Source organism: Nonomuraea salmonea (genome assembly GCF_042428605.1).
GTDB lineage: Bacteria > Actinomycetota > Actinomycetes > Streptosporangiales > Streptosporangiaceae > Nonomuraea > Nonomuraea salmonea.
The window spans coordinates 41,177-60,958 of record NZ_JBHMCF010000012.1 but is presented as its reverse complement, the minus strand read 5'-3'; the positions used below and the strand labels follow the sequence as shown (position 1 = coordinate 60,958).

Genomic DNA, 19,782 nt, shown 5'->3' with positions numbered 1-19,782 from the left:
CCCGCTGTGCCGGCTGCTGGGCGTGCGGCGGGCTCAGGCGGCGGTCTTCGGCCAGCGGCGGGGGTCGGTGAGGCCCTTGAGTCCCTTGCCGACGTCGTAGCCCGCCGCGCCGAGGCGTTCCCGCGCGCCCTGCAACATGCGGCGCGTGGCCGGCATGAAGGCCAGGTCGTGCACGGGCTCGGGCAGCGAGTTCAGCCCCAGCCTGAACGTCTTCAGCGCGGCCGTCACCGTGGCCTGCGGCACCTCGGGCAGCAGGCCGTACATCCGCCTGGCCCAGCCAGGCAGCGTGTAGTAGCACAGCGCGCCGAACGGGAAGTAGACCGGCTTACCGGGTGACAGCAGGCGCAGCTCGCGCGGCAGCTTCGGCCACAGCAGGAACCGCACGGCCGACACCGCCTCCGGCGTCACCCGCAGCTGAGGGCGTACCTGCTTGAAGTAGGCCGCCAGCTCCGCGCACGAGCCCGGCACGTCCTCGGGGTGCAGCCCCACGTACCCGGCGCTCGTGCGCTGCTCGCGCAGGTAGCGGTCGGCCTGCCGCTCGGTGAGCCCGAGCCCGCCGCGCCTGGCCACCTCCAGGTACGACGACACCTCCGCGCAGTGCACCCACAGCAGCAGCTCGGGGTCGTCCACCCGGTGCGTCCTGCCCGTCTCGGGGTCGCGGATGCGCAGCGTCCTGTGGATGCCGCGCACCCGGCGGCCGATCTCGTCGGCCTCCTCAGGGCTGCCGAACGTCACCCGCCCCACGAAGTCGGCCGTGCGCCGCAGCCGTCCGAACGGGTCGTCCTGGAAGTTCGAGTTCTGCCAGACGCCGAGCATCGCCAGCGGGTGCAGCGCCTGCAACATCAGGCCGCGTACGCCCCCCACCCACATCGACCGGTCGAGATGCACCTGCCAGGTGGCGCTCTGCGGCGGCTGAACGACGAGGTCGGTCATAGTGAACGAAGGATTACACGGCGCTGGACCTGGTGTCCAAAAAGTGCTTCTCGGCCGCGTTCCAGAACCTGACCAGCGCCGCCGCCGTCGTCTCCGGCGCCTCGACGGCGGGGGAGTGCACCGCGCCCGGCACGACCACGCAGTCGGCGCCGAGCTGGGCCGCCATGTCCGACTGCGCGTCGGGGGGCCAGCCGTCGTCGTGCTCGCCGTACAGGACCAGGGTGGGGATCTCGATCTCGCGCAGCTCGTCGGTACGGTCACGCGTCGTCAGCACCTGCTCGGCCATGCACGACAGCCCGACGGGGGAGTTGGCCAGCAGCCGCTTGCGCAGGAAGCCGACGATGTCGTCGGGCACGTCGTCGGCCAGCGCCTCAGGCTCGAACCTGGAGCGCCACACATGTTCGAGGCCCAGCGTCGGGGCCTCCTCCATGATCTTCTTGCCGGCGTTGGCCCGCCTGCCCTCGATCGGGCCCGGGCCCGAGCTCATCAGCGTGAAGGAGGCGAACTTCGTCCGCCCGTCGATCACCGCCTCCCGCGCCACCAGGCCGCCGAACGAGTGGCCCACCAGGTGGACCGGGTCGCCGTCGCCCACCACCTGGGCCAGCGCGTCGACGTCGGCGCCCAGGGCCGCGCACGTGTAGGCGCCCGGGTCGTCGGGGCCCGGGGTCTCGTACTGGCCGCGCAGGTCGATCGCCACCACCCGGCGGCCCGACTGGGCCAGCGTCATCAGGACCGCGATGAAGTCCTCCTTGCTGCCCGTCAGCCCGGGGACCAGGAGCGCGGGCCAGCGCTCAACCACACCACTGACCGGCACCGCCTCCAGGGCCGCGAACGTGCCCTGTGGCGTCTCGATCTTCTGTGGTGCAACGCCAGGAGGCAGGTCGAGGAATCGCGGCGTACTCACGTGGGGCAACAATACCCAGAGGTCAGCGCCTCGACACCGGCATGCCGATGACGCCGGTGCGAGTCCTGATCGCTTGCGCCGAATGCCCGGATCGTCCCGGCTGGGACGAAAAGCGCCGTACCCGCTCCTGAAACGCCCCCACAGCCCGCCACAGCCCTGAGAGCCTCCCACCCACCACTGACCGCACCCGAACACGCCAGCGTCCCCCACAGGCCCGCACACGCCCTCCCTGGCCGCCCTCGGGCGCGCGGAACGCGCCCTTCGGCTCCCCGAACGCGCCGAAGGCATGCCGCCGGGTGAGCCCGTTCCCGTCGGAGGGCCCGGACGCGCGGAAGGCGCGCACCCACTGCGGGGTGCGCGCCTTCCTCGGTGCGTGCGGGTCAGCCGGCGCGGCGGCGGTTGCCGCCGCCACCGCCGCCACGGGGCTGGCGGCGCTGCTGCTTGCGCTCGGTCGCGGCCGACGGCGCGATGTCGTCGTCGTCCGTGGCCAGGTCGGGTGACTGGAAGATCACCGCGAACGGGCTCGGCGGGATGATCCGCTCCGGCTCCTTTCGCGGTGCCGGGGCCGGCGGCGTCGCCATGAAGCTCGGCTCGGGGTCGGACCACTCGGGCGCGGCCCTGCGCTCCTCCACCTGCTCGCGGGCGGCCTCACGCGGCTGCTCCCGCACCGGCTCGCTCGCGGGAGCGACCTGACGGGAAGCCTCACGCGACCCGGACGGCTCGGCGACCGGCGCAGCGGCCTCGACCGTCTCCGGCTCGGCGGCGACCCTGCGGGCCCGCGTGCGCCGCGCCGGCGCCTCCGACTCCTCGGTGACCGCCTCGGCGGGACGGCGTACGCGGGTGCGCTTGGGCGCCTCCGCCACCTCCTCCGCCTCGGCGGCGCTGCGACGGACCCGGGTGCGCCTGGCCGGCGCCTCGGGGGCGTCGGCGAGCGCCTGCTCGATGGCCGTGGAGGCGGCGCCCCTGCGCGTACGTGCGCGCCTGGACTCGCCCGCGGCCTCGATCTCGTCCGTCGTGAAGATCGCCGGAGTCTCCTCCGCGCTGTCGTTCACGGGGCTGTTCGGGGGGCTGTCCACGGGCTCGACCTCCGGCCTGTCGACGGATGCGGTCTCTGCCAGCTCCTTGCCACCGCGCGTACGGCGGCGCTGGCGCGGCGTACGGGCGGGACGCTCCTCGCGCTCGTCCTTGCGCCGCCCGCCACGCGTACGGATCCGGCCGGTCTCACCGAGGTCCTCGATGCGCTCGGCCGACAGCCCCGCCCGCGACCGGCTGGCGTGCGGCAGCACACCCTTGGTGCCCTCGGGGATGTTGAGCTCGGAGTAGACGTGGGGCGAGGTCGAGTAGGTCTCCTCGGGCTCCGCGAACTCCAGGCCGAGCATCTGGTTGATCATCTTCCAGCGGGTCAGCTCCTCCCACTCCACGAACGTGACCGCGATGCCCGTGCGCCCGGCCCGGCCGGTGCGGCCGATGCGGTGCACGTAGGTCTTGTCGTCGGTGGGGCAGTCGTAGTTGACCACGTGGGTGACGTCGTCGATGTCGATGCCGCGCGCCGCCACGTCGGTGGCGACCAGCACGTCGATCTTGCCGTTGCGGAACGCTCGCAGCGCCTGCTCCCGCTGGCCCTGACCGAGGTCGCCGTGGACTGCCGCGACCGCGAAACCACGCGTGTCGAGCTGCTCGGCGACCATGTCACAGGCCCGCTTGGTCTCGCAGAAGACCATCGTGAGCCCGCGGCCATCCGCCTGCAGCAGGCGGGAGACGATCTCGATCTTGTCCATCCGGTGCGTGCGCCACACGATCTGGCGTACCTGCGGCGTGGTCTCACCCTCGCCGCTCTCCAGCTCCGCGCGTACGTGCGTCGGACGGTTGAGGTATTTGCGCGACAGCGAGACGATCTCGCCCGGCATCGTGGCCGAGAACAGCATCGTCTGCCGCTGCGCCGGGATGAGCTTGAAGATGCGCTCGATGTCGGGCAGGAAGCCCAGGTCGAGCATCCGGTCAGCCTCGTCGAGCACGAGCGAGGTGACCTGGCTCAGGTCGAGGTGCTTCTGCTTGACCAGGTCGAGCAGCCGGCCCGGGGTGCCGACGATGACGTCGACGCCCGCCTTGAGCGCCTCGATCTGCGGCTCGTACGCGCGGCCGCCGTACACGGTCAGGACTCGGGAGCCGAGCTTGCCCGCGGCGGTCACGAGGTCTTCGCTGACCTGTACGGCCAGCTCGCGGGTCGGTACGACGACCAGCCCGCGGGGCTTCTTGCGGTTTTTGCGCGGCTTACCGATGCTCTGCAGCATCGCGATGCCGAACGCGTAGGTCTTTCCCGTGCCCGTGCGTGCCTGACCGATCAGGTCCTGGCCGCTCAGCGCGAGCGGGAGTGCCATCTCTTGGATGGGGAACGGTGTGACGATGCCCTCGGTCTCGAGGGCATCGGCGATCTCTGGTGTGACTCCGAGGTCTCGGAAAGTCGTCAGCGTGGCCTGCCTCAGTCTCAAATGAAGGCGGGCCTGCCGGGACCGACGGGCGGAAAACAGCCCCCGTGTCGTGGGTCCTCGCGGTAGAGCCAGCCCTCTCGCGTCATCAGCGACCGCGCACCCGGGGAATCGGGGGTAATCGGGTCATCAACCCGAATTAACACAGTGCGGTCGCACTTTCACAGAGCAGTGTACTCGATACCACAACGCTGACAGAGCTTGCGTATGTTCCCGAGATTTGGCCGAAGTACGCTGCCTTCCATGAAGGAGTCTCCTGGAGTCGTCGACCTGCTCGGTGTGCTGGCGTACGCGGAGCTCAGTGCGTACGCCCGCATGACCGAGGACGCCGCCACGCTGGCACCCACGCTGGCCGACCGCGCGGCGCTCAGCGAGCTGGCCGTCACCGAGTACGCCCACTTCCGTCTCCTGCGCGACCGGCTGGCCGAGCTCGGGGCCGATCCCGACGACGCCATGTCGCCTTTCGTGGACGCGCTGGACGCCTGGCACGCGCAGACCCGGCCGGCCGACTGGCTGCAGGCGCTGGTCAAGACGTACGTGGGGGAGGGCATCGCGTTCGACTTCTACCGGGAGGCCGCCCGCCACCTCGACCCTTCCATCGCCTCCCTGGTCGACGAGGTCCTGGTGGACGAGGAACGTTCCCGCTTCGCGGTGGAGGGGGTGCGGGCCGGCATCGCCGCCGACCCGACGGCGGCCGGCCGCCTCGCCCTGTGGGCCCGCCGCCTGGTGGGCGAGGCTCTGAGCCAGGGCCAGCAGGTGGCCTCGGCCCGTCCCGAGCTGGCGTTGCTGCTGATGGAGTCGCAAGCCGAGGAACACGCCGACATCTCCCGTCTTTTCGCCAAACTCACGGAGGCTCACAACAAACGCATGGCCGCTCTAGGCATCTGACCCCGCACCCCCCCCCCCCCCCCCCCCGCGACACCGCCTCTCGCGCCCAGCCCGCGCTTGGAGGTGCGGGTTCCGGCGTGGCTACCCGCACTTCTGGGCGGAGTTCCGCGTGATCGCCCGGCATTTCTGGGTGGGGGTTCCGGCCTGACCGCCCGCACTTCTGTGCGGTGGTTCGCGTGGCCGTCCGGAACTTCAGGGGTCGGTCCCTGACGTGCACCCGGCTCACCGGCCAGCTACCCCGGCGGCGTGGGGTGGGGGCGTTTGGGCCTTCTCGATCCCTAGGAAGTGGGTCGAAAGGGTGGTGGGGGTTGGGCGGGTGGGGGGTTTCGGGAGGGTTGGGTGACTTGTGGGAGGTGGGGTTGCGCTAACCGGGGGCACGCGGCGCGGAAGGGTTGTACCGTGCCGACATGAGGGCCTCGCGCCGCTACGGCAGTTCCTTGACGAGATGTGGGCCGAACCGCTGGGTATCCCGCGCTGTGCTGCGAAGGGAGAGCGCGGCCTGTCCGGCTGCGGAGCCGGGCCGGGCATGTGTCCCCCGCCCCCGCCGCCCCCGCGGTTGCCTGTTCCGCCGCTCCCCCCGCACCTGACCACCACTCGGTCCCCCGACCGACCCCATCGGACCGCCACCCGACAACCGGACCGACCGCATCGGACTGTCACTCGGCAACCGATCCGGCCGCACCGGACCGCCACCCGACAACCGGACAGACCGCATCGGACTGTCACTCGGCAACCGATCCGGCCGCACCGGACCGTCTTCCGGCGGCCGGGTTGAACGGTACGGTCGCCGCCCGCTGACCGGATCGACGGAGGCGGCTGGGCCGACCCTGCGCATGACGGGCGAAGGGTCCATCCGTGAGCGGCTTCGGCCGACGTCCCCGCATGCGCCGGACAGCCGTCGTGGCCGCGGCGATCGTGCCGTGGCCCGAGGCCGTCGGTCTGCGTGAGGGGAGCCGGGACGAGCAGAGGACGGCCCAGGGCGAACCCGGCCTACGGCCGGCCCCGCGCATCGGACGCACCCTGCCGGCCGGCAGGGTGCGTCCGATGCGGCAGGCACGTGCGGCCTGCGAAGCGGCGAGCGATGGAGCCGGGAAGGGTACGGCTCGGGCGGCCGTACCCTTCGCGTACAGACTTAGAGCGTGCCGCCGAAACCGACGGGGCGGGACTCGTCCTCCCCGATCTCGATGAACCCGAGCGAGGCCACCGGCACCACGACTCGCCTGCCCTTGACGTCGGTCAGGGCGAACACGCCGCCGCGATCGACGGACAGGGCGTTTCTGATCTCCTGCTCCACCTGGTCGGCGGAGAGGTCGGTCTCGACAACGAGTTCGCGGTGTACGGAGCGTACGCCGATCTTGACTTCCATGGTGGCTCCCTAGATGACGGGCTGGCTCACTTTCATCGTGGCCGGTCGGCCCCCCGAAAACGACGAATGATCGCGCCCAGCGAACGGGTTATGCCGTACGCGGAAAACCGCTGATGCCCCGCCACGCGAGCCGGGCCATGAGTTGCTCGGCCGCGTCCTTGGGGATGGAGCCGTGGGTGGTGACCCAGTAGCGGGCGCTCACCTCGGCCATGCCGACGAGGCCCACACCGAGGAGATGGGCCTCGTCGCTGGTGCACCCGGTGTCCTCCTGGATCAGCTCGCTGACCATCTCCGCGCACTCCTGCAGCGACCGTTCGACCCGCTGCCGCACGGGCGCGACGTTGCGCAGGTCGGACTCGAAGACCAGCCGGAACGCCTCGCCCTGGGTGGAGACGAAGTCGAAGAACGCGCTGAACGTGGCCTGCACGCGCAGTTTGTTCTCCTGCGTGGAGGCCAGCGCCTCGCGGCAGCGGTTGACCATGTCGTCGACATGAAGGTCGAGCAGCGCGAGATAGAGCTCGAGCTTGCCGGGGAAGTGCTGGTAGAGCACGGGCTTGCTGACCCCGGCCCGGTCGGCGATCTCGTCCATGGCGGCCGCGTGATAGCCGTTCTCCACGAACACTTCCTGCGCGGCGCTCAGGAGCTGCCTGCGTCGGGCGAGGCGGGGCAGCCGGGTGCCCCGGGGCTTGGCATCCGGGGTTGCTGTCACGCGGGTCTCCATTGGTCTCTCAGCGAACTGTGCGGACATCCTACGTGCGGCCGGCCGCCGGCGTCGGCCGCAGCCGTCCGTCTTCGACCCCTTTCGCGCAGGTCACCGCCGCCGGGCCGGGGCTCAGCGGTAGTCGTCTTCGTCGAGGTCCACCACGCGGTCCTGGTCGGCCCCGTCGGCGGGGTCGACGTCGAGCGGCAGCTCCCGGCGCAGCCGTCCGGCGCTCTGGAGCATCTCGCGCTGCTGCTCGATCGCATCCGCCTCGGGCGTCTCGATCGACAGCTCTTTCTCTTCTTCGGTGTACGGGACCTCGTCCCCGCGAATGTCCATCTCCGACATCTTCGGCCCCCTTCTCGGTGTGGACGGAAACCAGACTACGCCCGGCGGAAAAGGTCGCCGTGCTTCTCCACTCTGGCGAGTACGTCGGGCGCGGTGAACACCAGGTCGTCGGGGTGTTCGCAGCCCTCCACCTCTTTCCAGGTGAGCGGCGTCGACACGGTCGGCCGGTCCTTGGCCCGCAGCGAGTAGGGCGCCACGGTGGTCTTGGCCGGGTTGTTCTGCGACCAGTCGATGAACACCTTGCCAGGCCGCGCCTTCTTCGTCATCACGCTGACGACCTGGTCGGGGTGCTCCTTCTCCAGAAGCTGGGCCAGCCTCTTGGCGTACGCGGACGGCTCCTCGCGGCAGTCCCAGTCCGCGTACAGCTGCATGCCCTTGCTGCCGCTGGTCTTCGGCAGCGCGGTGAGCCCCTCGGCCTTCAGCACGTCGCGCAGCATGAGCGCCACCCGCGTGCACTCGACGATGCTGGCGGGCGCGCCGGGGTCGAGGTCGAACACCAGCGTGTCGGGCGGCAGCGCCTGTCCGTCGTCGTCCACGCGCCACTGGGGGACGTGGAGTTCGAGCGCGGCGAGGTTGGCGTAGTAGACGAGGGTGGGCAGGTCTTCGACGACGGCGAAGTCGATGGTCTCGCGGTTCTTGGTGCTGCCGGGCGCGGGCAGGTTGACGCGCCTGACCCAGTCGGGGGTGTGGTCGGGGGCGTTCTTCTCGAAGAAGGACTGTCCCGTCACGCCGTTGGGGAAGCGCTTGACGGTCAGGGGACGGCCCTGGAGGTGCGGCAGCAGGACGGGGGCGATGCGACTGTAATAGTCGATGATCTCGGCCTTCGTGAACCCGTTGTCTGGATAGAGGACCTTGTCCAGGTTGCTCAGGGTGAGCTCGCGCCCGTCGACTTTGACCGGCACCTTCATCGCGTCACCTCCGCGGGGAGTTTGTCGGGGCGCAGGCCACGCCACACGGGGTGTCGCAACCGCTGTTCGTCGGTCCACATCGTGTAGGCCACCTCCCCTACGAGATCGGGCCTAACCCATCGATTTCGCCACGGCACCGGGTTCTCGAACGGGCTGTGCGGCACCTCCAGCGGGCGCAGCATCGCGTACAGGTCGTCCAGCACGGGCTCGGTGAAGCCGGTGCCGACGTGCCCCACGTACGTCAGCCCCCGCTCCGTGAACACCCCCATGAGCAGCGAGCCGATCCCGCCCGCGCGCCGCCCCTTGCCTGGTTTCCAGCCGCCGATGACGACCTCGCGGGTGGTGAGGTTCTTGACCTTGACCCACCAGGGGGAGCGGACGCCGGGGCGGTAGGGGGAGTCGAGTCGCTTGGCGACCACGCCTTCGAGCCCCTGTTCAGAGGTGGCGGTGAGCAGGTCGGACGCGCCGGGGAAGTAGGGGGGAGCGCCGATGTCCAGCTCGTCGAGCAGGGCTCTGCGGTCGCGGTACGGCAGGTCGAACAGCGGCATGCCGTCGAGGTAGAGCAGGTCGAAGGGCAGGTACGTGACGGGATAGCGCTTGAGCATGGCCGGCTCTGGGTCGGTGAGGTGCATGCGGTGCTGGAGGCGGATGAAGCTGGGCCGGCCGCGCGGGTCGAGTGCCACGACCTCGCCGTCGATCACCGCGTTCTTGATCCCGAATCCCGAAATTTCCGGATAGCGGCGGGTGTACTCGGCTCCGTGCCTCCCCGTCACCCGCACCCCGCCGTCGAGGTGGATGAGGGCGCGGATGCCGTCCCACTTGACCTCCAGGCCGTAGTGGTCGCGAGCGGAGGGTAGCTCCCCGGGCACGGCGAGCATCGGTTCGACCGGGTATGGCATTGCTTGCCCCATGACGGGTATGTGCCCCATGGTGGGCCGTTGAGAGCTGAGGAGTGACCATGCGCAGCATCTGGAAAGGTGCGATCTCCTTCGGTCTGGTCACGATCCCGGTCAAGCTGTACTCCGCGACCGAGCAGAAGGACGTCAGCTTCCACCAGGTCCACCGCAAGGACGGCGGCCGCATCCGCTACAAGCGCGTCTGCACCCAGGACGGCGAAGAGGTGCCCTACTCCGACATCGCCAAGGGCTACGAGCTGGCCAGCGGCGAGATGGTCGTGCTCACCGACGAGGACTTCGAGGACCTGCCGCTGAGCAGCTCGCGCAGGATCGACGTCCTGCAGTTCGCGCCCGTCGAGCAGATCGACCCCATCTACTTCGCCAAGTCGTACTACCTGGAGCCCGACGCGCAGGGCGCGAAGCCGTACGTGCTGCTGCGCAACGCCCTGGAGAGCTCAGGGCAGGTCGCCGTCGTCAAGGTGGCCCTGCGCCAGCGCGAGTCGCTGGCGACGCTGCGGGTCCGCGACGGCGTCTTCGTCCTGGAGACCATGCTCTGGCCGGACGAGATCCGCGTCCCCGACTTCCCCTTCCTCGAGGAGGACATCGAGGTACGCCCCCAAGAGCTCAAGATGGCCGAGTCCCTCATCACCACCATGGAGTCGGACTTCGACCCGAGCGAGTACCACGACACCTACCGCGAGGCGTTGCAGCAGGTCATCGAGGCGAAGGTGGCCGGCAAGGAGGTCATCCCCGCCCAGGAGGAAGAGGAGGCCAAGCCCGCCGTGGACCTCATGGCGGCGCTGCGGGCCAGCGTGGAGGCCGCCAAACGGGAACGCGAGGGCTCCTCCGCCAAGCCCAAGAAGGCGTCCGGCAAGTCGAAGGACTCCAAGGAGAAGGAGTCGAAGGAGGAGGAGAAGGCACCGGCCAAGCGCAAGACCCGCAAGTCCGCCTGAACCAGCGCATCCCGGGCCCTTGGCCGGCCACCTGCGGCACAATCCCCTGGTGATTCGTACACGCTTATCCGCGCTGTCCCTCGCGCTGTCCCTCGCGCTGCTCCTGCCCCTCTCCGGCTGCGCGCTCGTCGACGTGGCCCTCGGTGGTTACCGGGCCACCATGCCGGGTGAGTCCATGGAACCGACCATCAGGATGGGGTCGCTCCTGACAGCCAGCCAACCCGGCGACTACGCGCCCCGGACCGGCGACATCATCATCTACCGCACGCCCGAAGGCTGGGCCGGCACCGTCGCGGGTCAGCGGCGCGTGGGGCGGGTCATCGGCGTACCGGGGAGCACGGTGAAGTGCTGCGTCACCGGCGGGCTGCTGGAGCTGAACGGCAAGCCGCTGGAAGAGCCCTATGTGACGATTCGTCCTTCCTCCCGCGTGGAGTTCGACATCCGTGTACCGCAAGGTCGCCTCTGGATCATGAACGACCACCGCCACGTCTCCAAGGACTCCCGCTACTACATGGACGCTCCCGGTGGCGGCACCATCGGAGTCACCGATGTGGAAGGCGTCGTCACCAAGATCGACCCACCCGCGCAGCAATAGCCGGTCGCCCGCCGGGACCGGTCGCCCGTCCGGTCGCCCGCCGTGACCGACCTCACGGCCTGCCCCGCCGGGCCGCCCGCCGTGACCGGACGTCCGCCGTGACCGGCCTTACGGAGTGCCCCGCGGCCCGGCCGGTCCGGTGCCCTTTCGTGCGGTACCGCCATCGCGTGGTGACCACTCCCTCACTGCACGGAATCCGCCGCCCTTGCAGGTGCTGCCTGGGCGGCGCTCCTAGCCCCCGTAGACGTCGCCTGGCGGACGATGCTTCCCGCATCCGCTTCAGAGGCATAGAGGACCCCTTGCGGCCTCGTCGGCGCGTGCTCGCTGCCCTGCGCGCCTGGGGCTTGCCCCGTACCGTCGCCGCCTGCCTCCCGGGCGTTGCTGAAAGAGACATATCAGCTTAATTCGCCTTATTTCATTTGATAGGAGTTTAATGCAAGCAATAAGATTCTTAATGCAGAGCAAAATGGAGGCGCTTCTGTTTGCCCGCTCATCCGCCGGAAATGACACTTCGTGGATGACTCTTCAGCAGGCGTCCAAGACATGTTTCCGGGTAATCCGGAGACGTCGAGAACGGGGCAATCGATCCTTTAGGGGGAAAACGCAATGCCCAAGCTCAAGAGTGTTATCGCGGGCCTCGCCATCAGCACTGCGCTGACCGGCGGCGTGGTCAGCGCCGGCGCCGCCACCACTTCGGCCAGCGCCGACGCGGCCACCCAGATCAGCACCGGCAACTCGGTTCTCGCCGGCTGTGGCGGTGGCTGGGCCTGGCGTCGCTGCGGCTGGGGCTGGGGACACCGTCGTCACCACCACCACCGGATGAGGGTGAGGGTCAAGGTCTTCAACCGCAACTTCAACCGCAACCACGAGCACCGCGACCACCACCACCACGACCGCCGTGTCCAGCCGCGTGAGGTCGCCGACGCGACGACGCGTTGATCTGACCGTGTGACAATGGCGTAGGAATTCAATTCCTCGTCTCCACGGAATCCAAGTGAGGGCTCTCCCGGCATTGCCGGGAGGCCCTCGCTGCTTCGTTTCCGGTTGTTTCATTTTGTTGGCGGGCGTTTCGGTGTTGTGCTGATTTCGTGGTTGCCTGAGAAATGCCCCGGCTCTGATGAGCCTCCAGCCGTGCGGGCCCTGTGCCTGCACGGTTTTGTGCTGGTCGCAGGAGTTGAGGCCTCTTCCAGTGGTGGCGAGATCCCGCGGCTCGATCGCCGGCCCCACTGATGGCCGCCCCGGGGATCGGTCGCCGCCTGCTGTGGCAGGGGGATCGGTGGCTGGGAGCACGAGGCCAAGGTCAAGGGCGGGGGTCGGCGGACAGGGCCGAGCGTTGAAGACTCGGCCCGCGGAGCGGCATGGGCGGAGCGTTGAGGGGTGTGCCTCGGTGTGGACTGCGCTGGGCAGCTCCGGGGGTAGGGGCCTGTGCTGTGGACCGGACGGTAAGTGGCTGAGGAGTGTGGACAGGGCGGCCAGAGGTTGAGGGCTGCGGGCAGGGCGGCCAGGCAGCTGTGGATGGGCGCGGGACTGAGGGTCGTGGCGGCGGACACCGCACGACCCTCAGGCTCGGCCCACGGCACGGGCATGGGGGCTGCGCTGTGGGGTCGGGCGCCGGGCTGAAGGTCGTGCGGGGTGGCGTCCCAGGGAGCTGCGCTGGGTGGGGACGGCGACTCGGAGCGCACGACTCAGGGCGGGCCTGTGGGGGTGGGGATGGGCAGATGAGGCGCCGGCCGGGGGAGGCCGTGGGGGTGGGGGCGCAGGCCAAGGGAGGTCGTGCGGGTGGGGTGTCGGCTGGGGGAAATTGTGCGGGTGGGGTGCCGTCGAGGGAGATGTGCGTGTGGGGCGCGGTGACAGTGGTGTGGGGTGGTGACAGTGCTGTGGGGATGAGGAGTGCCCGTATTCGGTGGGGGCCACAGTCCTCGGTGTCGAGGGTGGTGGGCGCCTCCCGGTGAATACGGGCACTCCCCTAGCTACGGCTTGAGTTCATCGCATGGGCGGACTCGTCAGCCGAGGGTCACCACCGACGGTCGTGCCGGTCGTGGTTGTCGTTGCGGTTGTAGTTCCGGTTGACGATGACGACGCGGATCCGGCCGACACCGTGGTGCCGGTGGCCCCACCTCTTCCAGGGCTTCCAGCCCCAGCCGCCGCAGCGGCGGGGACGCCAGCCGCAGCCGTGTCCGGCCAGGACGGAGGTGCCGGTGCTGATCTGGGTCGCGGCGTTGGCGCTCGCGCTGGTGGTGGCCGCCCCTACGCTGACCACACCGCCCGTGAGAGCGGTGCTCATGGCGAGGCCGGCGATAACACTCTTGAGCTTGGGCATTGCGGTTTCCCCCTAAAGGATCGATTGCCCCGTTCGCGGATATAGCTAGCAATTCATCCGCACCGTGGATATTTCCCAGCGAAAGCAGAAGAAACGGACATTGTCTGCTCTTTCCTGAGTCCAGTACTTCTCATGACATGGCAGAGCCCATCGAGCGCTGGAGAACGCGCGATAGGAAGGCGTATGGCGCGGGTCGGGGGTCGGGGGGTGGTGAAAGGAAGGGGGCGGGAGGTGGCTGCGGAGGGCGCAGGGTAATGCATGGGGATGGGAGGGTGCGCGAAAAGCGCTTGTGGCTACTTGTGGCTAAACGTACGAAATCCCGGCCGCGGGTGCGGTCGGGAAATGACGCAGCGAGGGCCTCCCGGTGGATGCCGGGAGAGCCCTCGCCAGAATTGCCGTGGAGACGAGGAGAAACGGACCTCAGGCCGAACCGCGCGTGAAACGCGGGCCGTCCCCGAGAACTCCTTGCGCCATCAAAGCACGGTCATTCACTACCAGGTGCGGTTCTGGTCGTCGTGGTGGTGGTGGTGGCGCTGGCGGGGCCCGTTGTCGTTGGTGTTGTGGTTGCGGATGACGACGCAGACCTCGCCGCGGTGGTGGCGCCGGTGGCCCCAGCCCCAGCCGCCCCAGCCGCCGCCCCAGCCGCCGTGGTGCCTGCCGCAGCGGTTGTTGTGGTGACGGTTGTGGTGACGCCGGTGACCCCAGCCCCAGCCCCAGCCGTCGTCCATGAGGACGGACGTGCCGTTGCTGACCTGGGTGGTGGCGTTGGCGGCGGACGTGGCCGCGCCCACGCCCACCATGCCGCCGGTCACCGCCGTGCTGATGGCGAGGCCTGCGATAACACTCTTGAGCTTGGGCATTGTGTTTCCCCCTAAAGGATCGATTGCCCCGTTCTCGGCCGTTTCCTAATTACCGGAAACAGATCTTGGAAGGCTGCTGAAGGCTCATCCGTCGAATGTCATTTCCGTGCCGATGGGCGGGCAAACGGCGACGACCCCATTTTGCTCTACATTAACAATCTTATTGCTCGCATTACATAATTATCAAATGAAATGAGATGATATGTCCGAATTGACGGCATATCGAGCCGAGGTCGCAGGTGGCAATGTGCGACTCACGGGCTGTCGGCCGCGCCCGAGTTGCCATTCGAGATGTCGTACGCATGCGGCGTCCCCGCGCGCGGAGATGAATTTCCGCGAGCGCGAGAAAAGCCGCGACGCCGGGCCCGAATAATGCCGCTCATTGTGCTGAGGCCGGCCGGATGCACCGATTGAGGTGATGCGTGCGCGGCTGCTCGCAAGGCCGAGCGTCGTGCGGGCGCGGCGGCGGCCATCGTGGTGTGGGGGAATGTCCCCCGGAGATGTCAGCCGCTCTACGTGGTCCCCATGCGCGACGCCCGACCGTCACTCGCCGTTAACGGTGAGTGGCACAGACGTCACGCTGGGTACCGTGATGCTTTCCGAGCGGGTGCGCCATAAACGGCGAACGGCGGCTTTTGCCGGAAGCTTGGGCTGCCAAGAGATCGCTTAGAGACCTATAGCGCGAAATATCCCGACAAGTCTGACCTGGGCGGGTGGGTGGTAGGGGGCGGGCGGCTGGGATGGGGTGGGTGCTGGGATGAGGAGTGGGGTGCTGGGAGCGGCGGGTGGTCGGACGGCTCGTCAGGTGCTCGTCAGGTGCTCGTGCGGCGCGGACCCCTCCGCTTGGGGCTGGGGCCGACGGGCTCCGCCGTTCGGGGGCTGGGACGGAGGGTGAGGGCTGGGGGCTGGGGGCGGGGGCGGGCGGATGGCTAGTGAAGCGCTCGTGCGGCGTCCCCGCCGTTCAAGGGTGGTGCTCGTGCGGCGTCCCCGCCGTGAAGGGTGGTGCTTGTGCGGTGCCCTCTCCGTTCGAGGAGGTGGGGGTCGGGGGTCAGCGTCTGCCGAGTTTTTTCAGGTAGTGGCCGTAGGCGTAGCCCTTGCGGCCGACGTCTGTGCCGTGGATGTGGCGCCAGGAGCCGGTCTTCCTGCACGGACCCCACGTGCGGTCGCCTGGGTAGAGCTTGTCCAGGATGCGGCCGTTCGGCCAGGCGCGGACGTTGAGGTGCGTCTTCACCCGTACCACTCGATAGATGCATCCCGGGCGGTCGGACGCGTGCGCCGGAACGGTCCAGGCCGGCCCCGTGCACAGCGTGGCGGCGAGTAGCGCGGCGATGCGGGCGGTGAGCATGGGCGTACCCCCTGTCCTTATCCGGCCCATCTGTCCAGGAAAGTCATGAAAATAACCTCGTTGTACGGAATCAAGACCCCTCCAACAAGCGATGGTTATCGTGAGAAGCAGGGGAAGAGAGGTTCGAGAACGAGGAGGAGCAGTCATGACCCCGCAGCCGGTCCCGCACTGGCCGGGAAGGATGATCGGCTCGGTGCACGTCCGGTCCACCCCCCAGGGCCCCGCGGAGCAGGCGGTGTTCGTGCACGGCCTGGCCGGATCGGCGACCAACTGGACCGACCTGATGGACGAGCTCAAGGACACCGTCACCGGGCACGCCATCGACCTGCCTGGAGCAGGTTTCTCACCGGCGCCCCCGGACGGCGACTACTCGGTGGCGGCGCACTCCAAGGCCGTGATCGAGCTGCTGGAGCGCACGGGCCCCGCGCACCTGTTCGGCAACTCGATGGGTGGCGCGATCGCCGTCAGGGTCGCCGCCGCGCGCCCCGAGCTGGTCCGTACGCTCACGCTCGTCTCCCCGGCCCTGCCCGACCTGCTGCCGCGCTACGGCCCCGTGCGGGTGGCCGCCGCGGCGATACCCCGGCTGGGCGAGTGGGTGGCCGACCGGCTCCGGCTGGTACCGGTCGAGCAGCGCATCACCGCCTCCATGGCGATGGTCTGGGCCGACATGGGCGCGTGTCACCCGATCCGCCTGCGCGACGCCATAGAGGAGCAGCGCAGGCGCGACGACCTGCCGTACGCGGGCGAGGCGGTCGTGGGTTCGGCGCGCGGCATCGTCACCGAGTACTTCCGCTGGGGTGCGGACAACCTGTGGCGGCAGGCGGCCAAGGTCGAGGCGCCGACGCTGATCGTCCACGGACGCCACGACCGCCTGGTGCGCCCCGCCATGGCGAGGAAGGCGTACCGTACGTTCCGGCAGGTCAGGCTGGTGCTGCTGCCGACGGCCGGTCACGTGGCGATGATGGAGATGCCGCGGGTCGTCGCGGCGGAGGCACGCCGTCTGATCGGTGAGACGCGATTGGGGAATGCCCCACTGCCCGGCTAGGTTTCACAGTGAGATGGGTCCCCTTTAAAACGGGAGCGTAGAAAGTGTCGTTGCCACCGCTGGTCGAGCCGGCCGAAGAGCTGACCGTCGACGAAGTGCGCCGCTACTCACGTCACCTGATCATTCCCGATGTGGGCATGGCGGGGCAGAAGCGGCTGAAGAACGCCAAGGTGCTGTGTGTGGGCGCCGGGGGCCTGGGCTCGCCCGCGCTGATGTACCTCGCGGCGGCGGGCGTCGGCACCCTCGGCATCATCGACTTCGACGTGGTCGATGAGTCCAACCTGCAGCGCCAGATCATCCACGGCCAGTCCGACGTGGGCAAGCTGAAGGCCGAGAGCGCCGCCGCGACCGTCCGCGAGATCAACCCGCTGGTCGACGTCGTCATCCACAACACGACGCTGTCCGTCGACAACGTGATGGAGATCTTCTCCGGCTACGACCTGATCGTCGACGGCACCGACAACTTCGCCACGCGTTACATGGTCAACGACGCCGCGGTGCTGCTCGGCAAGCCGTACGTGTGGGGCTCGATCTACCGTTTCGACGGCCAGGCGAGCGTCTTCTGGGCCGAGCACGGGCCCTGCTACCGCTGCCTCTACCCCGAGCCCCCGCCTCCCGGCATGGTGCCGTCGTGCGCCGAGGGCGGCGTGCTCGGCGTGCTGTGCGCGTCGATCGGCTCCATCCAGGTCAACGAGGCCATCAAACTGCTGACCGGCATCGGCGACCCGCTGGTCGGCCGGCTGATGATCTACGACGCCCTCGAGATGAAGTACCGCGACGTCAAGGTCCGCAAGGACCCTGAGTGCGTGCTGTGCGGCAAGAACCCGACGCAGACGCAGCTCCTCGACGACTACGAGGCGTTCTGCGGCGCGATCTCCGACGAGGCCGCCGAGGCGGCCACCGGCTCGACGATCACGGCGCAGGAGCTCAAGGGCATGATGGACCGCGGCGACAACATCTTCGTCGTCGACGTCCGCGAGCCCAACGAGTACGAGATCGTCTCCATCCCGGGCGCCACGCTGATCCCGAAGGGCGAGTTCCTCAACGGCTCGGCCCTGGAGAAGCTGCCCCAGGACAAGAAGATCGTGCTCCACTGCAAGTCGGGCGCCCGCTCGGCCGAGGCGCTCGCGGTCGTCAAGAACGCCGGTTTCTCCGACGCCGTTCACGTGGGCGGCGGCGTGCTGAGCTGGGTGAAGACGGTCGACCCGAGCCTGCCCAGCTATTAAGGGGTTTCCGCCGGGACCTCCCGGTTAAGGTCGATGCCGTGAATGCCGCCCGTCCATGGCCGATCCTCGTGGTGGCCTCCGCGCTGACGCTGATCTGCGCGGTGGCCGCCGGGGTGGCGGGCAGCGCGGCCGGCACCGAGCTGACCCGCGGGCCCACCGCGGCCGAGTTGCGCGCGGCGGCCCACCGGGAGGTGGCCGAGCGCTGGCGCTCCTGGCCGGCGGGCCGCATCTTCCCCGAGACGCTGCCCTACTCCGCCGAGCAGGGCGGCCGGGAACGTGCCACCAGGATCGGCATCTCGCCGCGCACCGGCTGCGGCCGCGACGCGGTCGACGCCGCCGCGGTCAAGGCGCTGCGGCAGGCGGGCTGCAAGGGCGTGCTGCGGGCCACGTACGTCGACGCGCTGCGCGGCGTGCTCGTCACGATCGGCGTGGTGGCGCTGCGCGACGAGGCCCATGCCGAACGCGCCAGGGACGCCTTCTCCGACACCGGCAAGCCCACTCCGGGGTTGCGTCCGGTCTCCTTCCACGCCACGCTGGCCGACCGGTTCACCCCCGGCGTACGCGAGGCGGGCTCGGTCCGCCAGGCCGGCCCCTACCTGGTGCTGACCACGTCGGGCCAGGTGGACGGGCGGCCGTCGGCGGCGGCCGGCGAGGCGCGGCCGTCCATCTTCGCCTTCGCCGCCGAGATCTCCGAGCAGGTGCTGACCCGGCTGAGCACGCCCGGCATGCCCGACTGCGCGTCAGGGGAGTGGCGGTGCTGAGGAAAAGCGCCGTCGTGGCGCTGGCCGCGGTGCTGCTGGTGCCGGTGGGGCCGCTGTGGGCCGACGACGTACGCGGCGGGCAGCGGGCCGTCATCGAGACACTGGCCCTGACGAAGGCGTGGCGCACCAGCAAGGGCGCGGGGGTGACGGTGGCCGTGCTCGACTCGGGCGTGGACCCGCACCATCGCGACCTGGCCGGGTCGGTACGCGTCGGCAAAGACTTCACCGCGGGCGCGAACCCGCCGGGGACGGCTCCCAGCAGGCTGCACGGTACGTACATGGCGTCGCTGATCGCCGGGCACGGCCACGGGCCTGACGGAAAACGGGGGATCATCGGCGTGGCGCCCGAAGCGGACGTACTGTCAGTAAGGGTCATCCTGGAGGACGAGGAGCCGGGTTTCCTGACGTTCAACTCGGCCGAGCGTTTCGAGAACGTGGTGGCCAGGGGCATCCGCTACGCGGTGGACGAGGGGGCTGACGTGATCAACCTGTCGATCTCCAAGGAGCTGGCGACCCGCGAGGAGCGGGCGGCCGTGCGCTACGCGATCGGCAAGGGCGTCGTGCTGGTCGCCGCCGCGGGCAACGACGGCGACAGGAAGAAGGACGGCGACTTCGCTCCCTACTCCTATCCCGCGGCGTTCCCCGGCGTCGTCTCGGTGGGGGCGACCGACCGGCGGATGCGGCGGGCGGCGTTCTCCAACTGGAACTCCTCGGTGCTGGTGGCCGCGCCCGGCGTGGACATCATGGGCGCGGGCCCCGGCGACGAGTACTGGGTCGGCAGGGGCACCTCGCAGGCGACCGCGCTGGTGTCGGGAGTCGCCGCCCTGATCAAGGCGGAATACCCGAAGATGTCGCCGCCGCTCGTCGCGCGCGCCCTCGCCGCGGGCGCCAAGGACCTGCCGCCCGGCGGCTACGACACCGCCACCGGCTTCGGCCTCGTCAACGCCGCCAAGGCTCTGAAGGAGGCGTCCAGGCTGGCGGAGCACACCGAGGTCGCGGCCGGCGACCAGGCGCACGACCCGGAGAGACCGCTGGCCGGCGGCAGCGCGGGCCCCATCGACGTGGTCACCAGGGACGAGCGCCGCGTCACGGTGTACGCGGCCATCGCCGCAGGCGCCGCCCTCGGCGCGCTGACCTCCCTGGCCGTCATCTTTATCCTGGTCAGACGCGTACGACGGGCGCACATGTCGCAAGACGCATGATCCGCCCCTCAAGGGGGACGAAATAGACATCGACGCGAATGCGGGA

The 19,782-nt window shown here is 69.5% G+C and carries 19 protein-coding genes; 8 read left to right on the top strand and 11 right to left on the bottom strand.

The window, feature by feature from the left end:
* Positions 1 to 33: 33 nt before the first annotated feature.
* The 3 genes from ACFFR3_RS16735 to ACFFR3_RS16725 all read right to left on the bottom strand — a co-directional run bounded on the left by ACFFR3_RS16735 (position 34) and on the right by ACFFR3_RS16725 (position 4,215).
* Positions 34 to 933, bottom strand: a complete 900-nt coding sequence (locus tag ACFFR3_RS16735; protein WP_379483401.1) for an oxygenase MpaB family protein — start codon at positions 931 to 933, stop codon at positions 34 to 36.
* A 13-nt stretch (positions 934 to 946) separates the two neighbouring features.
* Complete coding sequence (locus ACFFR3_RS16730) at positions 947 to 1,837, bottom strand: alpha/beta fold hydrolase (RefSeq protein ID WP_345389812.1); 891 nt, start codon at positions 1,835 to 1,837, stop codon at positions 947 to 949.
* A 380-nt stretch (positions 1,838 to 2,217) separates the two neighbouring features.
* Complete coding sequence (locus ACFFR3_RS16725) at positions 2,218 to 4,215, bottom strand: DEAD/DEAH box helicase (RefSeq protein WP_364371311.1); 1,998 nt, start codon at positions 4,213 to 4,215, stop codon at positions 2,218 to 2,220.
* Between the two features lie 351 nt (positions 4,216 to 4,566).
* On the opposite strand from ACFFR3_RS16725, the gene ACFFR3_RS16720 reads away from it, so the two are divergent.
* Positions 4,567 to 5,211 carry a ferritin-like fold-containing protein gene (locus ACFFR3_RS16720; protein WP_379483400.1) on the top strand — a complete coding sequence of 215 codons (645 nt, stop codon included), beginning with the start codon at positions 4,567 to 4,569 and terminating at the stop codon, positions 5,209 to 5,211.
* Positions 5,212 to 6,343: 1,132 nt separating this feature from the next.
* Here ACFFR3_RS16720 and ACFFR3_RS16715 read toward each other — a convergent pair.
* The 5 genes from ACFFR3_RS16715 to ligD (ACFFR3_RS16695) form a co-directional block, all read right to left on the bottom strand.
* On the bottom strand, positions 6,344 to 6,577 hold the full coding sequence (locus ACFFR3_RS16715) for a DUF3107 domain-containing protein (RefSeq protein WP_345389806.1): 234 nt from the start codon (positions 6,575 to 6,577) through the stop codon (positions 6,344 to 6,346).
* A gap of 88 nt (positions 6,578 to 6,665) precedes the next feature.
* Positions 6,666 to 7,286, bottom strand: a complete 621-nt coding sequence (locus ACFFR3_RS16710) for a TetR/AcrR family transcriptional regulator (RefSeq protein WP_355426440.1) — start codon at positions 7,284 to 7,286, stop codon at positions 6,666 to 6,668.
* A gap of 123 nt (positions 7,287 to 7,409) precedes the next feature.
* Entirely contained in the window at positions 7,410 to 7,616 is a 207-nt protein-coding gene (locus ACFFR3_RS16705; protein WP_345389800.1) for a hypothetical protein, read from the bottom strand.
* A gap of 44 nt (positions 7,617 to 7,660) precedes the next feature.
* Positions 7,661 to 8,533 (bottom strand): non-homologous end-joining DNA ligase, encoded by an 873-nt coding sequence (ligD, locus tag ACFFR3_RS16700; protein ID WP_364371304.1) that lies wholly within the window; start codon positions 8,531 to 8,533, stop codon positions 7,661 to 7,663.
* Complete coding sequence (gene ligD, locus ACFFR3_RS16695) at positions 8,530 to 9,432, bottom strand: non-homologous end-joining DNA ligase (protein ID WP_379483399.1); 903 nt, start codon at positions 9,430 to 9,432, stop codon at positions 8,530 to 8,532. The genes ligD (ACFFR3_RS16700) and ligD (ACFFR3_RS16695) overlap by 4 nt, the downstream gene beginning before the upstream one ends.
* A gap of 59 nt (positions 9,433 to 9,491) precedes the next feature.
* On the opposite strand from ligD (ACFFR3_RS16695), the gene ku reads away from it, so the two are divergent.
* The 3 genes from ku to ACFFR3_RS16680 all read left to right on the top strand — a co-directional run bounded on the left by ku (position 9,492) and on the right by ACFFR3_RS16680 (position 11,916).
* Complete coding sequence (ku, locus tag ACFFR3_RS16690) at positions 9,492 to 10,382, top strand: non-homologous end joining protein Ku (protein WP_345389788.1); 891 nt, start codon at positions 9,492 to 9,494, stop codon at positions 10,380 to 10,382.
* Between the two features lie 49 nt (positions 10,383 to 10,431).
* Positions 10,432 to 10,977, top strand: coding sequence for a signal peptidase I (lepB, locus tag ACFFR3_RS16685; RefSeq protein WP_364371298.1), 546 nt, complete (start codon positions 10,432 to 10,434; stop codon positions 10,975 to 10,977).
* Between the two features lie 606 nt (positions 10,978 to 11,583).
* On the top strand, positions 11,584 to 11,916 hold the full coding sequence (locus ACFFR3_RS16680) for a hypothetical protein (RefSeq protein ID WP_345389782.1): 333 nt from the start codon (positions 11,584 to 11,586) through the stop codon (positions 11,914 to 11,916).
* Positions 11,917 to 12,991: 1,075 nt separating this feature from the next.
* Here the strand turns inward: ACFFR3_RS16680 and ACFFR3_RS16675 are convergent.
* From ACFFR3_RS16675 to ACFFR3_RS16665, 3 genes are all read right to left on the bottom strand, one after another.
* Positions 12,992 to 13,297, bottom strand: coding sequence for a hypothetical protein (locus ACFFR3_RS16675; protein ID WP_364371295.1), 306 nt, complete (start codon positions 13,295 to 13,297; stop codon positions 12,992 to 12,994).
* A gap of 491 nt (positions 13,298 to 13,788) precedes the next feature.
* On the bottom strand, positions 13,789 to 14,157 hold the full coding sequence (locus tag ACFFR3_RS16670) for a hypothetical protein (protein WP_345389776.1): 369 nt from the start codon (positions 14,155 to 14,157) through the stop codon (positions 13,789 to 13,791).
* 1,048 nt (positions 14,158 to 15,205) lie between these two features.
* Positions 15,206 to 15,502: an SH3 domain-containing protein gene (locus ACFFR3_RS16665; protein WP_364371292.1), complete on the bottom strand. Its 297-nt coding sequence runs from the start codon at positions 15,500 to 15,502 to the stop codon at positions 15,206 to 15,208.
* A gap of 145 nt (positions 15,503 to 15,647) precedes the next feature.
* On the opposite strand from ACFFR3_RS16665, the gene ACFFR3_RS16660 reads away from it, so the two are divergent.
* The 4 genes from ACFFR3_RS16660 to ACFFR3_RS16645 are packed head-to-tail and all read left to right on the top strand — an operon-like array spanning position 15,648 to position 19,736.
* The gene (locus ACFFR3_RS16660; RefSeq protein WP_345389770.1) at positions 15,648 to 16,547 is read left to right on the top strand and encodes an alpha/beta fold hydrolase; all 900 of its coding nucleotides are present in this window, start codon (positions 15,648 to 15,650) and stop codon (positions 16,545 to 16,547) included.
* A 44-nt stretch (positions 16,548 to 16,591) separates the two neighbouring features.
* Positions 16,592 to 17,773: an adenylyltransferase/sulfurtransferase MoeZ gene (moeZ, locus tag ACFFR3_RS16655; RefSeq protein ID WP_345389767.1), complete on the top strand. Its 1,182-nt coding sequence runs from the start codon at positions 16,592 to 16,594 to the stop codon at positions 17,771 to 17,773.
* A 38-nt stretch (positions 17,774 to 17,811) separates the two neighbouring features.
* On the top strand, positions 17,812 to 18,534 hold the full coding sequence (locus ACFFR3_RS16650; protein ID WP_345389764.1) for a hypothetical protein: 723 nt from the start codon (positions 17,812 to 17,814) through the stop codon (positions 18,532 to 18,534).
* The gene (locus tag ACFFR3_RS16645; RefSeq protein ID WP_364371287.1) at positions 18,528 to 19,736 is read left to right on the top strand and encodes a S8 family serine peptidase; all 1,209 of its coding nucleotides are present in this window, start codon (positions 18,528 to 18,530) and stop codon (positions 19,734 to 19,736) included. Before ACFFR3_RS16650 ends, ACFFR3_RS16645 begins: the two co-directional genes overlap by 7 nt.
* The last annotated feature ends 46 nt before the right edge of the window (positions 19,737 to 19,782 follow it).